Here is a 13,798-nt window from a genome sequence, read left to right as displayed (position 1 = left end):
AGGCCCATCCGAGGACGCCGCGGCCGCTGCATGGCGATATCAGCGGCTCGCGGCGAACTCGAGGTATCGCGGCCGCGCCGCGCCGAGCGCCAGTTATGCAACTCGTTCTAGTACACCTGCGCCGCGCCGTTCGCGGCGGAGCAGTTAGGGAGACCAGCACGCCATGCGTACCGAAATCTGCGAACGGCTCGGGATCGAATTCCCCATCTTCGCCTTCACCCACTGCCGCGACGTGGCGGCCGCGATCAGCAACGCGGGCGGACTCGGCGTGCTGGGCGCCGTCGGCTTCACCGCCGAGCAGCTCGAGGTCGAGCTGGCCTGGCTGGACGAGCACGTGCAGGGCGTGTACGGCGTCGACCTGGTGATCCCCTCCAAGTACGAGGGCAAGGGCATCGACGGCCTGAGCCCGGAGGAATTGGAAGCCAAGCTCGCCGAGATGGTCCCGCAGGGCCACCGCGATTTCGCCGAGAAGATCCTCGCCGACCACGGCGTGCCCAAGCTGCCGGAAGACGAGCACCACAACCAGCTGCTCGGTTGGACCGCCACCACCGCCGGGCCGCAGGTGGAAGTGATCCTCCGGCATCCGAAGGCGAAGCTGGTCGCCAACGCCCTCGGCACCCCGCCGGAGGACGTCGTCAAGCAGGTGCAGGACTCCGGCAGGCTGATCGGCGCGCTGTGCGGTTCGGTCAAGCACGCGCTCAACCACAAGCGAGCGGGCCTGGACTTCGTGGTCTGCCAGGGCACCGAGGGCGGCGGCCACTGCGGCGAGGTCTCCTCGCTGGTGCTGTGGCCGCAGGTCATCGATGCCGTCGGCGACCTGCCGGTGCTGGCCGCGGGCGGTATCGGCAACGGCCGCCAGGTGGCCGCCGCGATGGCGATGGGCGCCGCGGGCGCGTGGACCGGTTCGGTCTGGCTGACGGTGGAGGAGGCCAACGTGCCGCCCGCGCAGATGCAGACCTACATCGACGCCACCAGCCACGACACCGTTCGTTCGCGCGCGTGGACCGGCAAGCCCGCCCGCATGCTGCGCAACGACTGGACCGACGCGTGGGAGCAGGCCGACACTCCCGACCCGCTGCCGATGCCGCTGCAGATGATGGTCGCGCTGGACGGCGTGAAGCGTGGCCACCGCTATCCGGAGGCCGCCAAGGACGTGAACTTCAATCCGGTCGGCCAGATCGTCGGCATGATGAACCGGGTCGAGCGCTCCGCCGACGTGGTCAACCGGCTGATCCAGGAGTATGTCGAGGCGTGCGAGCGCCTCGACAAGCTCAACGGCGGAGCCTGATCCCGAGCGCGGATCCACGGGTCGGCGATGCCGTGCGGGATCTCCGCCGGCATCCCACCTGGGTCCGCGTTCGATCACGCGACCACGAGCCGTCGCGTGCCGCCGCCGACGAGGCCGTCTCAGACGGATTATGCAGTGTATGAGAAATCAGGCCGTGGCGGCGGTGGTCTCGTCGGCGCGCTCCTCGACCCCGCCCACCGATTCCTCGAACCGCACGATGACTTTCTCGTGGTACATGCCGAACAGATCCTCGAACAGGGCGAGCTGCGCCTCGCTCGGGCCGGAGCCGGAATCCCACACCGCGGCCAGCGCGCGCCAGACCAGCACGTGCAGGTCCGGCGCACCGGCGAAGTAGGCCTCGACCGCCTCCGGCACCTCGAGCACCATCTCGCCGATCGAGTTCAAGATCGCGCGCTGCATAGGAAGACCGAGCACGGTGAGCAACCGGCGCACCAACGCGACCTCGAGCGCCAAGAGCTGCCGCAAGTCCGGATCATCGTCGCGAGCAATTGATTCGAGTTCATCGATGGCGGCTTTTATTTCGGCCGAATCGATCCGGTATTCGCCACCGGTGTAGGCGAGCAGCGCTTCGAGCACGAGATTGCGCTCGACGTCGACGATGTCGCGGAACATCTCTATCGCGATGTCGGGCATGGGAATCGAGAACCGGAACAACTGGCCGTACACCTCGACCCCACCGGCCTCCCGGACGTCACGAATCGTGAATCCCTTGCCGCGCCGGGCTTCGACGAAACCGTACGACTCCAACCGGCCCAAGGTCAGCTGTGCGGTCGCGCGGTTCATGTCGAATTCCTCGGCCACCTGACGAACCGACGGCATGAGATCCCCCGGCTGATATTCCCCCGCGGCAACCCGGCGCGCCAACTCGTCGGCAACGTCGGCGACCACCGTCTGGGATCCCATCGAAGTCACCTTTCGAATGCTTGCGAACACGTCCCAGACAGTCTAATCCCTACTGTGCGGTACTGCACCTGTGTCACACTGGTCCGCGCGACTGTGAGGTGAGTCATGACCATCCGACCCTTCGGAGAGCGCCCCGCGGAGGGGTCGACGGGTAGGCGATCCCGGCTTTTCGCGCCGAGGTCCGATGGCAAACCTCCTGTTCACGGCGTTGTCCGCGGCGCGAAGTTCGCCGCGCTGCCGATCGCGTTCGCCGGGCGGCAGGCCGCGGGCGTCGGCAAACGGGTGCTCGGCAGATCGGCCGAAGAAGTCAATCGCGACATCCAGCTCCGCACCGCACAGCACATCTTCGAGGTGCTCGGCGAGCTGAAAGGCTGCGTCGCGAAGCTGGGGCAGCTGTTGGCCATCTACGAGCTGGCGCTGCCGCCGGACCTCGCCGAGCCGTACCGAATCGCGCTCAGCAGGCTGCAGGACGCCGCGCCCGCCATGCTGCCGCACACCGTGCATGCCGCCATGGCCGAGAGCATGGGCGCCCAGTGGCGTGCCAACTTTCGAGAATTCGACGATCGCCGCGCCGCGGCGGCATCGCTCGGCCAGGTGCACCGAGCGGTCTGGCACGACGGCAGACCGGTCGCGGTCAAGGTGATGTATCCCGGCGGCAGGCAGGCGGTGGCGCGCGATCTGGACCAGCTGCGCCGGATCTCCTATCTGGCATCGGTATTCCTGCCCGGCGCGGACGTGCAGGCGGTGACCGAGGCGATCTGCGCGTCGGTGAGTGCGGAACTCGACTACGCGGCCGAAGCCGGCTATCAGCGTGCTTTCGCCGCCGCCTATGCCGGCGACGCGGACTTCTTCGTACCGAATGTGGTTGCCCAGCAAGGTGACGTCTTGATCAGCGAATGGATCGACGGCACGCCGGTGCCCCGCATCGTGGCCTCCGGCACCCAGGCCGAGCGCGATCGGGTGGGCATGCTCATGGTCCGCTTCGTGACCTCGGGCTGGGGCAGGCACGGTCTGCTGTACGCCGATCCGCATCCGGGCAACTTCCGGGTGCTGCCCGACGGCAGGCTCGGGGTGATGGATTTCGGCGCGTGCTGCGCCTGGCCGCCCGCGGGTTTCGACGAACTCACGCTCGACTGCTGCGAGGCGATCTTCCGAGGCGGCCCGGGAGAACTGGCGGCGGCCACGCGCAGGCACGGTTTCGTGGAAACCGGACGGGCACTGGACAGCGAGGCGCTCTACGCCACGATCACCCCGTGCGGTGAACCGCTGCGGCACACCACCTATCGGCTCACCACCCGTTGGCTGCGCCGACAGGTGTTGCGCACCACCAACCCTCGCCTGACCAACGTGATCCGGCAGATGACCATGCCCGCGTACTTCACACCGTTCGCTCGGTCGTTCCTCACGCTGGTGGGTGTACTCGGCCAACTGGAGACCGAAGGGTCCTTTCGCGACGAAATCGTCCGTTGGGTACCGCAATTGAGTGAGGCGCTCAGCGTGGACGAGTTGCCGACCGCGCCCGCGCCCACGGTGGACCTGGCCACCGTCCGCAGGCAGCGGTTCGAGACGGGGGAGCGGGGGCTGCCGATCGGGTGATCCGATCATCAAGGCGCGCAGACCCATTCGATACGCTGCCGGACGGGTGAAGTCGCGCTCCCGAAAAGATCATTCGGGCCGCCTGTCCCAGACAGTCGGATCTCAGGTGGGCGGAAGCGTCCGGCGGGACGCGTCACCGCGACAACCACGCGTGCCACTGCGGCGCGATGAGCGCGGTTATCTCGTCATAACCCCTGGTCCCGGGATGCGCCCTGTCGCCGGCGCGTACCTCCGCCGACCACACCGGATTGCCGTGCAGCGGCTGGTGCACGGGCACGTACGGCACGTTCGCCGCCGCGCAGATCCGCGCGAACCGCTCGTCCAGCGCCGCGATGCGGGCATTGTGCACGTCGTCCGCGACCGGCGGCGGAGCCACCAGCAACACCCGCCAGCCCCGATCGGCCGCCCGCGCGAGCAGCTCGCCCAGGTTGGCCGCCGACTCTTCGGGCGCCACCCTCGGACCGCCGTTCTCGTACACCGCGTCGTTCACGCCGAACGACAGCACGACCCGGGCGTCCACGCCCTCCGGCAACCGAGGCGAGCATTCGGCCAGGAAACGCGCCAGGATCTCGGCGGAGGTCTGCCTGCGCACCCCGAGGTTGTACGCGGTCAGCGGCACGCCGCGCGCGTACGCGGCGGACGCGAGCCGGCCTGCCCAGCCCAGGCAGCGCGGGTCGCCGACACCGGCGACGAACGAATCTCCGACGAAACACACACGCAGATCACGACTCACCCGCACGATCCTCGCAGCGCGCGCACCGGCCCGCGCGCACCGGTCACGGGCAATATGATCGCGAAGGGTTCGACCGGGAGGGAATGATGGTGACAAGCGGGCCGGAACTCGCGACGCCGCCGGTTGCGCAGTGGTTCGGGCAGTTGTTCGCCCATCGGCGCTGGATTCGCCGCAGCCACCCGTTTCCGCACGTGTACGCCAGGGACGTCTTCGTTCCCGAGTTCTACCGGCGGTTGGCCGAGGAACTGCGGCGGGTTCGCCGGGAGCGTCCCGGCCTGTTCGAGACCGTCACCGCCGGATACAGCGCCGACGGCATCCGGTTGACCGACCTGCGCGACGGTCCGCTGGGGGTGTTCAGCTCGCGGGAGTGGCACGACTTGGTCGCCCGGCTCGGCGGAGCGGAGGCGACCGGCGACATCGAGGGCTCGATACACCATCACGAGCCGGGCAGCCCGTTCGGCTGGCCGCACAACGACCTGAACCCCGCCTGGTTCCCCGGGCCGCCGCCTGATCGCGACGAAGTGCGTTTGCCCGACGACACGGTCGACATCAAGACCGGGGCGCGGGCGCCGGGCGTCGTCGCGCGGGAGACCGTGCGCGCCGTGGCGGTGCTGTTCTATCTCGGCAATCCGGGGTGGCAGCCGGGCGACGGCGGTGAGACCGCGCTCTACGACCACGTCGCCGACGGGGCCACGCTGCCGTCGGTGGTGCTGGTTCCGCCGCTGGACAATTCGCTGCTGCTGTTCGAGGTCACCCCGCGCAGCTGGCATACGTTCGCGGGCAACAACGTCAGAGACCGCAACAGCGTCGTGATGTGGGTGCATCGCACCAGAGCGGATGCCGAACGGCGCTGGGGAGGAGACAAGATTGTCTACTGGTGAACGCCGCGTCTGCCTGCTCACCGGCGCGAGCGGCACCCTGGGCGACGCCTTCTGCCGGGCCTACTACCGCGACTACGACATCGTCGCGGTGTGCCGCACGCGCACACCGGCGGTGCCCTCGCAGCTGGAGTGGTACGTCGATCCGCTGGCGCCGCAGGCCGCGGTGCCGGAGAACGACGCACGCGTCTTCGTGGTCCGGTCCGATCTGACCGAGCCGGATGCGGCGGAACGGGTGGTGGACCTGGCGCTGGCCCGGTTCGGCCGGGTCGACCTGCTGGTGAACAACGCGGCGCACATCCGGCTGCATCCGCGCGGCGTCGTCGACGGTGACGCGGCGCTGGCGGACTTCGATCCCCATTTCACCCTGAACGTGGCGGTACCGCTGCGCCTTTCGGCGCGCTTGGCACAGCGGTGCTGGTTGCACGCGGGTGCCGAGAATCGCGCGCGCAACCGCAATATCGTCAACGTCTCGAGCATCTCCGGTTCGGAGGTCTACCCGGGCCAGACCCTGTACTCCGCGTCGAAAGCCGCGCTCAACCAGCTGACCCGCATGCTCGCCGCCGAGTTCGCCGAGTTCGGCGTGCGCGTGAACGCCATCGCGCCCACCTCGTTTCCCGCCCTGGTCCCCACCGAGCAGGTCGCGCGGGCGATCGTGGAGCTCGACGCGAGCGACCGGTCCGGTGGGGTATACGGGGTCGGCGTCGAATCGGACCGGGCGGGCGGGTTCTCCGACGCTCAGCCCTGACCGCTCGTGCCGAGCCCCGTCGCCTGCTCGGACAGCGTCCACAGCCGCCGGGCGAGATCGGCATCGGTCGCCTGCTTGCTGCTCGGCGGCTCCAACCGAGCATCGGTTACGTGACCCGATCGTCTTCGGCTCGCGCGTATACGGCAAGTGCCGATGCGGCCGCGTAGTGGTCGGCGATCTCATCGCTGGTGGTGAGCCACACGCCGGCGTGGTTCGCCACATAGTCGAGCGCTTGGTCGAGATATTTGATCCGGAATGCCTGCCCGATCACGAACGGATGCAGGGCGAGCGCCATGACGCGCCCGCTGTCGGCCGACTCCGCGTACAGCTGGTCGAGCTGATCGCGAACGATCCGCACGAAGTCCGGGCCGCTGGTGGCTTTGCCGAGAAAGAGCGTGTTGTCGTTGAGTTCCACCGAGTAGGGGACGCTGAGCAGGCCGGGTACCGACAGCGGGTAAGGCTGGTCGTCGTTGGTCCAGTCCAGGACGTAACCGAGGCCGAGTTCGGCCAGCAGCGACGGGGTTCGGAAGGACTCGGTGAGCGCGGGCCCCATCCAGCCGCGCGGCCTGCGGCCGGTCGCGCGCTCGATGGTCGCGACCACGTCGGCGAGGTACGCGCGCTCCTCGTCCGGCGGCAGGTCCGGCTGGAGGATCGAGTTGTTCTTCCCGTGCGCGAGCCACGCCCAGTCCCGTCGCACCCCCGCCGCCACGATCTGCGGATTGTGCTCGACGACGTCGGAATTGAGCAGCGCGCTGGCCCGGATGCCGTGCCGGTCGAGCACCTCGATGACCCGCCAGATGCCCACCCGCGGCCCGTAGTCGCGCCAGCCGTAGTTCAGCGGGTCGGGCGCGAGCCCGGCGGTCCCCGGAAAGATGCTGGTGGACGCCCGGTCCACCTGATAGTGCTCGACGTTGAGCCCCACATAGAACGCGACCCGCGCTCCACCGGGCCACCGCAGCGGCGGACGATCGATGATCGGGCTGTAATCGAAGAGTTCGTTGTCCATGCCCCCATGCTCGAACTTGACACTAATGTGAGGATCAACCTCGGAGATGAGTGATGTCGGGCACAGCACGCTGCCGACTGGAGACACCGGCGGGTTACGCGAACCTCCGCGAGCGCGCAGGCCGGTATCGTGCAGCGAACCTACCAACTGATCTCGTACGCACCTGGGTAATTGCCGGGGACCGGAGTGGCCCCGACGCAGGACCTGAACGCGGGTCCCGTGTCACCCCGCTAGTACGGTCCGAAGGTCGGGGGGAGGCGGGGGAGCAGGACCTGTACGCAGGCCCCGAGCCACCCACTGGTACGGCCTGAAGACCCGGAGAGGCGGAACAGATGCGAGTGGACGGGCGGGAGATCCCGGTCACGGGCAGCCTGCTACAGCCACTGATCCGGCGGACCAGCGACATCGTCCGGGTCGTCCTCGCAACGCTGTGGGTGGCCGTGGTGATCGCGGCCTCGCTGATCACCCGCCCGGAATGGCTGGCCTTGGAGCGCTCGGTCTCCAACATCGTCGGTTTCCTCAATCCGGACCAGTCCAACCTGGTGTACCTGGTCTACGGCATGGCGATTCTCGCGCTGCCGTTCGCGATTCTGATCGAGCTGATCATCGGCAGGCAGTGGAAGCTGCTCGCCGGTTACGCGGCGGCCGGGGCCGTGGCCGGACTGCTGCTGTCCATCACCGGAACCGGACTGTCCGCGCCGAAATGGCATCTGCAGGTGCCGGATCGGTTGGACACTTTCCTGTCCCAGTTCCTGGACGACCCGCGCTGGATCGCGATGATCGCCGCGATGCTCACCGTCGCCAGCCCGTGGCTGCCCATCCGCCCGCGCCGCTGGCTGTGGTTCCTGCTGCTCGCGTTCGCTCCGATGCACCTCGTGGTCAGTACCGTGGTCCCCGCGCGAGCGATGTTCGGTCTTGCGGTCGGGTGGCTGGTCGGCGCGGTGATCGTGCTCGTGGTCGGCACGCCCGCGCTGGAGGTCCCGCTCGACGCCGCCGTCCGGCTGCTCGCGAAACGCGGTCACACGGTCACCGGTTTCACCGTGGTGCATCCGGCGGGCCGGGGGCCGCTGGTGCTCGCCGCCGCCACCGAGGGGCCCGAGCGCGAGCTGATCGTCGAGATGTTCGGCAAGAATCAGCGCAGTTTCGGCGCGCTGCGGCAGCTGTGGCGCTGGTTCACCTTCCGATCCAGCGAGACCGCGGCCATGCACGGTTCCATGCACCGCGCGGTGGAGCATCGCGCGCTCATGACGATCGCCGTCGGCGAGCTCGGACTCGGCAGCTGTGCCCCCGTCGCGGTCGCCGCGCTCTCCCGTGGCTGGGTGCTGTACGCGCGCACCCAGCCGTGCGGTACGGCGATCACCGAGCAGTCCGCCGACGTGCTGCCCGGGGTGTGGCGCGCACTCGACGCCTTGCAGCAGAAGCAGATCTCGCACGGCGACCTGCGCCCGGCCGACATCCGCGTCGCGGACGGCGCCACACTGTTCGGCGGCTTCGGCAACGCCGAGTACGGGGCGTCGGAGGCGCAACTGCAATCCGACATCGCCCAGCTGCTCGTGACGACCACCGCGATCTTCGGCAAGGAGCCCGCGGTGCGTGCGGCGATCGAAACCCTCGGCGAAGCGCGCGTGCTCGCCGCGGCGAGCCGGTTGACCAAGTCGGCCATACCGACCGGGATTCGCAAAGCGGTCCCGGCGTGGAAGACCGCGCTGTCGGACGCCCGCGACGAGGTGCGCAAACAGACCGGTCAGGATCGGATCGAAGCCGAGCAGATCACCCGGTTCTCCCGCAACCAGATCATCCAGCTGGTCCTGCTGATCGCACTGGTGTACGTCGCCTACCCGTTCATCAGCGCCGTGCCGACCTTCTTCACCCAGTTGCGAACGGCGAACTGGTGGTGGGCGCTGCTCGGGCTGGTGGTCTCGGCGCTGACCTACGTGGGCGCGGCGGCGGCGCTGTGGGCCTGCGCGTCCGGCGCGGTGAGCTTCCGCAACCTGGTGATCATGCAGATCGCGAACACCTTCGCCGCGACGACGACGCCCGCGCGGGTGGGCGGGCTCGCGCTGAGCGTGCGCTTCCTGCAGAAGGGCGGGGTGGGCGCGGTGCGCGCCACGGCCGCGGTGGCGCTGCAACAGGCCGTGCAGGTGATCACGCACATCAGCCTCCTGCTCGCGTTCAGCATCCTGGCGGGCACCTCGACGGACCTGTCGCACTTCGTCCCGGACGCCACGGTGCTGTATCTGCTCGCCGGTGTCGGCGTCGGCATCGTCGGCACGTTCATGTTCGTGCCGAAACTGCGCCGCTGGCTGAACAACGCGGTCCGGCCGCAGCTACAGGAGGTGCTCGGCGAACTCGCCGACCTCGCGCGCGACCCCAAGCGGTCCGCGGTGATCGTCCTCGGTTGCGCGGCGATCACCCTGGGGCAAGCAGGCGCGCTGTGGGCCAGCGTGGAGGCGTTCGGCGGCGGTACCACCTTCATCACCGTCACCATCGTGACCATGATCGGCGGCACCCTGGCCTCGGCCGCGCCGACCCCGGGCGGTGTCGGCGCGGTCGAGGCCGCCCTGATCGGCGGCCTGGCCGCCTTCGGCCTGCCCGCGAACATCGCCGTGCCCTCCGTGCTGCTGTACCGGGTGCTGACCTGCTGGCTTCCGGTGTTCTGCGGGTGGGCCACGATGCGCTGGATGGCGAAGAGGGATCTCATCTGAGGCGGCTGCCGCGCCACCGCTCAGCCGCAGGCTATCGACAGCCTTCGCCGGATACGGCCGTCATGGCTTGGTCGCGACGAGGACACCGGTCGCGGGACGCACCGTGACGAACCGGACGTCCTCGAATCCTGCCGAGCCCAGCGCGTCCCGATACCGCCGGATATCGATGGCCGCCAAGGGATCACCGTCATCGTGTGCGGTGTCGTGGGTGCGATGGGCCGCGAACCGAGCCATGACGCGCACGGCGGCGGAGAGCACCGGGCCGGTCGGATACGTGTCGGCGAGCAACAGCCGACCTCCCGGCCGCAGCACACGGAACATCTGCGCGAAGGCGTCGCGGCGGTGCGCCGCGGGGATGTGGTGCAGCACGAAGGTCGAGGTCACCAGATCCGCGCACGCGTCCGGCAGGGGCAGGGCCTGCGCCGCGCCGAGTTCGAATCGGCAGTTCGCCACGTAGCGGGAGCGTGCGTTCGCGTAGTCGATCATCCGCGGTGACGGGTCGATTCCGGTGACCCGGCCGACCCGGCGAGCCAGCAGGCGAGCGAGGTCGCCGGGACCGCAACCGATATCGATGACGTCGGCGTCGGCCGCCGGACCGGCCAAGCCGGCGAGCCGGGCGTTCAGGCGTCCGCCCCGGCCGAGCAGAAAGGCGGACTTGAACGCGCGGTAGCGGCGCGGCTGGGTGAGCAGCACGCCGACCTCGGTGCGCGAATCGGTGGCAGACTGGGGTTCGTTTCCGGACATGAGTTCAGCATCGGCCAGTCTCACGCTGCCGACCAGGGGCGATGCCACGGGATTCGTCCGGAACCGGACGCATAGGGGACATTTGTCCGGGAGGCATGATGCCGGGAGAACAGGACACCGACGATCGCCGGGTCCGGCGCACCAGGGCCCTGCTGCACCGGGCGTTGATCGAGCTCATGGTCGAACGCGCCTACGACCGGATCACCGTCCGCGACATCCTCGATCGCGCGGACGTCGGACGTTCCACGTTCTACGCGCACTACCGTGACAAAGACGACCTCCTGTTGCGCAGCAGCACCGACTACCTGCGCACGGCCATGGCCGCAGCGGAGGCCGAAGCCGACGCTCCCGAGTTGCTCGCGCCGGTCCGCACGCTGTTCCAGCTGGCCGCAAAGCATCCCGACATCTACCGGGCACTGCTCGGCCGCAAAAGCGGCGCCGTGCTGCTGCGCACTACGCGGGTGATGGTCGCGCAGATCCTCGCCGAGCGGCTGCGCGCTCGGCTGACGATGCCGGAGGACGAGTTCGCCACCACCGTGACGTTCCTGTCCTGGGGTGTCGTCGGCCTGCTCGGGGCGATCGCCGAGCCGCATCCGCCGCTTTCGGCCGAGGAGGCGTACCGCCGTCTGGTGCGCTTGGTCGGGCCCGGCTTGAGCGGCGACGTCTGACGGGCCGAGCTACCCAGCGGATTCGGATGCCAATCGCGGATCAGCGAGAGCTGATGCGGTCCAATGCGTCGGCGGCGCTCACCGTGCCCGCCGTGACGAGCTCGAGGTTGGCCAGCGCGGCTTCGTGCGCTTCGGGGGTGGCGGCGGCCACGCAGTCGGCCACCGGATGCACCGTGAACCCGAGATCGGTGCCGTGCCGAGCGGTTTGCTCGACGGTGAGATTGGTCGCGACACCCGTGACGAAGAGCGTCTCGATGCCCTGGTCCGCCAGCCACTCCGGCAGTTTGCTGCCCGCCAGACCGGAGAGCTTCTGGTTGTCGAACACTTCCGTCGGCTGCGCCGCCATCTCCGGAATGATGGCGGCGCCGGGCGAGTCGGGCCGGAACTCGGTCTGCGCCGCACCCACCGAGCGCATGAATCCGGTGTTGCGCACAAGTTCACCCTCGCCGACCGGAATGGTGAACCGGGTGAAGATCACCGGCGTTCCCTCCGCGAGTGCCGCGGCGTGGAAGTCCGCCGCACGCGCCACCACCCCGCTCGTCGCCACGGGCGCGGCCAGCATGGGGCCGAAAAAGCCTTCCGGCCGAATGACATTCACCTGCCAGTGCAGCGCCAGCACGGCGGCGCGGATGCGTCGGATCGCCATGCGACGACCTTACGCATCCGCGCCCGCGCGCATCGTCCGATTCACGTGAAACGAACGCACTCGGCGCTCAGGACGAATAGTCCTTGCGCAATTGCGGTTTCACCACCTTGCCGCTGGCATTGCGGGGCAGCTCGGGCACCAGCACCAGGTCCTTCGGGTGCTTGTAGCGCGCCAGGTTCTCGTTGAGGAAGGGCTCCAGCTCGGCCAGAGTCAGCTCGTCGTCGGGGTTGTGCAGGGCGACCACCGCGACCGGCACTTCGCCCCACTTGTCGTGCGCACGGCCGACCACCGCCGCCTCCCGGATCTTCGGGTGCGCGAACAGGACGTTCTCCACCTCGGCGCAGTAGATGTTCTCGCCGCCGGAGATGATCATGTCCTTCTTGCGGTCGACCACGTAGACGAATCCCTCTTCGTCCTGGCGGACCAGGTCGCCGGAGTGGAACCAGCCGCCCGCGAACGCCTCGGCGGTGGCTTCCGGCTTGTTCCAGTACCCCTGCATGAGCGTCGGACCGCGGTAGACGATCTCACCCACTTCGCCGGGGGCGACGTCGTTCATCTCGTCGTCGACGATGCGCGCCTGGATGGTCGGGATGGGCTTGCCGACCGAGCCGATCTTGCGGATCGCGTCCTTGCCCTCCAGTACACAGGTGATCGGCGACATCTCCGTCTGCCCGAACACCGCGACGTTGAACGCGTTCGGGAAGGATTCCGCCATCGCGCGCAGCACCGTGTCCGAGGCGGGCGCGGCGCCCCAGCTGAGCACCTCGAGCGCGAGCTTGCGGTCCTTCACGGTCGGGTGGTCGCAGACCAGCTGCCACTGGGCGGGCACGCAGAAGGCGGAGGTGGCCTGCTCGCGCTCCAGCGCGTCCAGGAACTCACCCGCGTCGAAGGCGCCCAGCGGATGCAGCACCGTCTTCGAGCCGAGCAGGAAAGCCGGGGCGAGGCTTCCGAGTCCGGCGATGTGGAACAGCGGCGAAGTGCACAGTCCGATCGACTCCGGTTGCAGCGCCAGCGCCCGGATGCAGGTCAGCGCCTGGGCATTCATGTTCGCGTGGGTCAGCACCGCGCCTTTCGGGCTGCCGGTGGTGCCCGAGGTGTACATGATGAGACTGGGGGTGTCCTCGGGAATGTCCAGCGGGGTGTGCGGATCGCCCGGTTCGGCGAGCAGGTCGTCGAAGCCGATCACGCCGTCGCCGGAGGCGCCGCCGATCACCACGCAGGTCTCCAGAGCGGGCGCCTGCGCCTGCACGGCGGTGGCCAGCGGCTGCAGCACGGTGTCGGTGACGATCGCCTTGGCTCCGCTGTCGCTGACGATGTAGGCGACCTCCGGCGGCGTGAGCCGGAAGTTGACCGGGACCGCGATCGCGCCGAGCGCGTTGATGCCGAACACGGCTTCGAGGTATTCCGGATAGTTCAACGCCAGGATCAGCACCCGGTCGCCGAACCCGACACCCCGGCGCGCCAATCCGTCGGCGAACTTCAGCGACCGCTCGTGCAACTGCCGCCAGGTGGTGTCCACGCCACGGAATCGCACCGCAACCGCGTCCGGGCGCATCTGCGCGTGTACGGCGATCTGGTTGTTCCAGTGGTTGCGCCGCGACCTGATCGGCTCGTCGAGCGCTGCTGCCCCGGTGGTCATTGCCACGAACTCCTCTCGGACCGTCATCGGCCCGCCGGGTTGTCCGACGGCGGCGACGGGCTGAATCGCGTGCAGAATAGCAACTAACTTAATCGCCCGGCAAGGGATTGCGAGATGAATCCGGGTTAATCAGCCTGGACCGGCTCCCAGCGCTTACGATCAGCCTCCTAGCAGCGTATTTGCGCTGACACGCGCAAAGGGCAAGACCGAAATCAAACTGGGG

Annotated in this window: 12 protein-coding genes; 6 read left to right on the top strand and 6 right to left on the bottom strand. The window is 68.8% G+C overall.

Annotated elements, in window-relative coordinates; translation table 11 throughout:
- Window positions 1–163 precede the first annotated feature (163 nt).
- Window positions 164–1,288: an NAD(P)H-dependent flavin oxidoreductase gene (locus HOV91_RS09785; protein WP_174185125.1), complete on the top strand. Its 1,125-nt coding sequence runs from the start codon at window positions 164–166 to the stop codon at window positions 1,286–1,288.
- A 147-nt stretch (window positions 1,289–1,435) separates the two neighbouring features.
- On the opposite strand, the gene HOV91_RS09780 is transcribed toward HOV91_RS09785, so the two are convergent.
- The gene (locus HOV91_RS09780; protein WP_174185124.1) at window positions 1,436–2,212 is read right to left on the bottom strand and encodes a GntR family transcriptional regulator; all 777 of its coding nucleotides are present in this window, start codon (window positions 2,210–2,212) and stop codon (window positions 1,436–1,438) included.
- Between the two features lie 105 nt (window positions 2,213–2,317).
- On the opposite strand from HOV91_RS09780, the gene HOV91_RS09775 reads away from it, so the two are divergent.
- Window positions 2,318–3,808 (top strand): ABC1 kinase family protein, encoded by a 1,491-nt coding sequence (locus HOV91_RS09775; protein WP_217440021.1) that lies wholly within the window; start codon window positions 2,318–2,320, stop codon window positions 3,806–3,808.
- A 133-nt stretch (window positions 3,809–3,941) separates the two neighbouring features.
- Here the strand turns inward: HOV91_RS09775 and HOV91_RS09770 are convergent, their stop codons facing one another.
- Window positions 3,942–4,541: a DUF459 domain-containing protein gene (locus tag HOV91_RS09770; protein ID WP_174185123.1), complete on the bottom strand. Its 600-nt coding sequence runs from the start codon at window positions 4,539–4,541 to the stop codon at window positions 3,942–3,944.
- Between the two features lie 83 nt (window positions 4,542–4,624).
- Here HOV91_RS09770 and HOV91_RS09765 point away from each other — a divergent pair, with 83 nt between their 5' ends.
- Window positions 4,625–5,422 (top strand): 2OG-Fe(II) oxygenase family protein, encoded by a 798-nt coding sequence (locus HOV91_RS09765; protein ID WP_174185122.1) that lies wholly within the window; start codon window positions 4,625–4,627, stop codon window positions 5,420–5,422.
- Window positions 5,409–6,167: an SDR family NAD(P)-dependent oxidoreductase gene (locus HOV91_RS09760; RefSeq protein WP_246349952.1), complete on the top strand. Its 759-nt coding sequence runs from the start codon at window positions 5,409–5,411 to the stop codon at window positions 6,165–6,167. The genes HOV91_RS09765 and HOV91_RS09760 overlap by 14 nt, the downstream gene beginning before the upstream one ends.
- Before the next feature lie 106 nt (window positions 6,168–6,273).
- On the opposite strand, the gene HOV91_RS09755 is transcribed toward HOV91_RS09760, so the two are convergent.
- Complete coding sequence (locus tag HOV91_RS09755; protein WP_174185120.1) at window positions 6,274–7,173, bottom strand: polysaccharide deacetylase family protein; 900 nt, start codon at window positions 7,171–7,173, stop codon at window positions 6,274–6,276.
- A 332-nt stretch (window positions 7,174–7,505) separates the two neighbouring features.
- Between HOV91_RS09755 and HOV91_RS09750 the strand changes: the two genes are divergently transcribed.
- Window positions 7,506–9,878 (top strand): lysylphosphatidylglycerol synthase transmembrane domain-containing protein, encoded by a 2,373-nt coding sequence (locus HOV91_RS09750; protein ID WP_174185119.1) that lies wholly within the window; start codon window positions 7,506–7,508, stop codon window positions 9,876–9,878.
- A gap of 60 nt (window positions 9,879–9,938) precedes the next feature.
- On the opposite strand, the gene HOV91_RS09745 is transcribed toward HOV91_RS09750, so the two are convergent.
- Complete coding sequence (locus HOV91_RS09745; RefSeq protein WP_174185118.1) at window positions 9,939–10,622, bottom strand: class I SAM-dependent methyltransferase; 684 nt, start codon at window positions 10,620–10,622, stop codon at window positions 9,939–9,941.
- Between the two features lie 95 nt (window positions 10,623–10,717).
- Between HOV91_RS09745 and HOV91_RS09740 the strand changes: the two genes are divergently transcribed.
- The gene (locus HOV91_RS09740) at window positions 10,718–11,290 is read left to right on the top strand and encodes a TetR/AcrR family transcriptional regulator (RefSeq protein ID WP_246349951.1); all 573 of its coding nucleotides are present in this window, start codon (window positions 10,718–10,720) and stop codon (window positions 11,288–11,290) included.
- Between the two features lie 40 nt (window positions 11,291–11,330).
- On the opposite strand, the gene HOV91_RS09735 is transcribed toward HOV91_RS09740, so the two are convergent.
- Window positions 11,331–11,936 (bottom strand): cysteine hydrolase family protein, encoded by a 606-nt coding sequence (locus tag HOV91_RS09735; RefSeq protein ID WP_174185116.1) that lies wholly within the window; start codon window positions 11,934–11,936, stop codon window positions 11,331–11,333.
- 67 nt (window positions 11,937–12,003) lie between these two features.
- The gene (gene fadD5 / locus HOV91_RS09730) at window positions 12,004–13,575 is read right to left on the bottom strand and encodes a fatty-acid--CoA ligase FadD5 (RefSeq protein WP_174185115.1); all 1,572 of its coding nucleotides are present in this window, start codon (window positions 13,573–13,575) and stop codon (window positions 12,004–12,006) included.
- Window positions 13,576–13,798 lie beyond the last annotated feature (223 nt).

The sequence above is a fragment of the Nocardia barduliensis genome, assembly GCF_013315795.1.
GTDB classification, from domain to species: domain Bacteria; phylum Actinomycetota; class Actinomycetes; order Mycobacteriales; family Mycobacteriaceae; genus Nocardia; species Nocardia barduliensis.
Note: the sequence above shows the minus strand (reverse complement) of the source record. Positions and strands in the feature narration are given on the sequence as shown.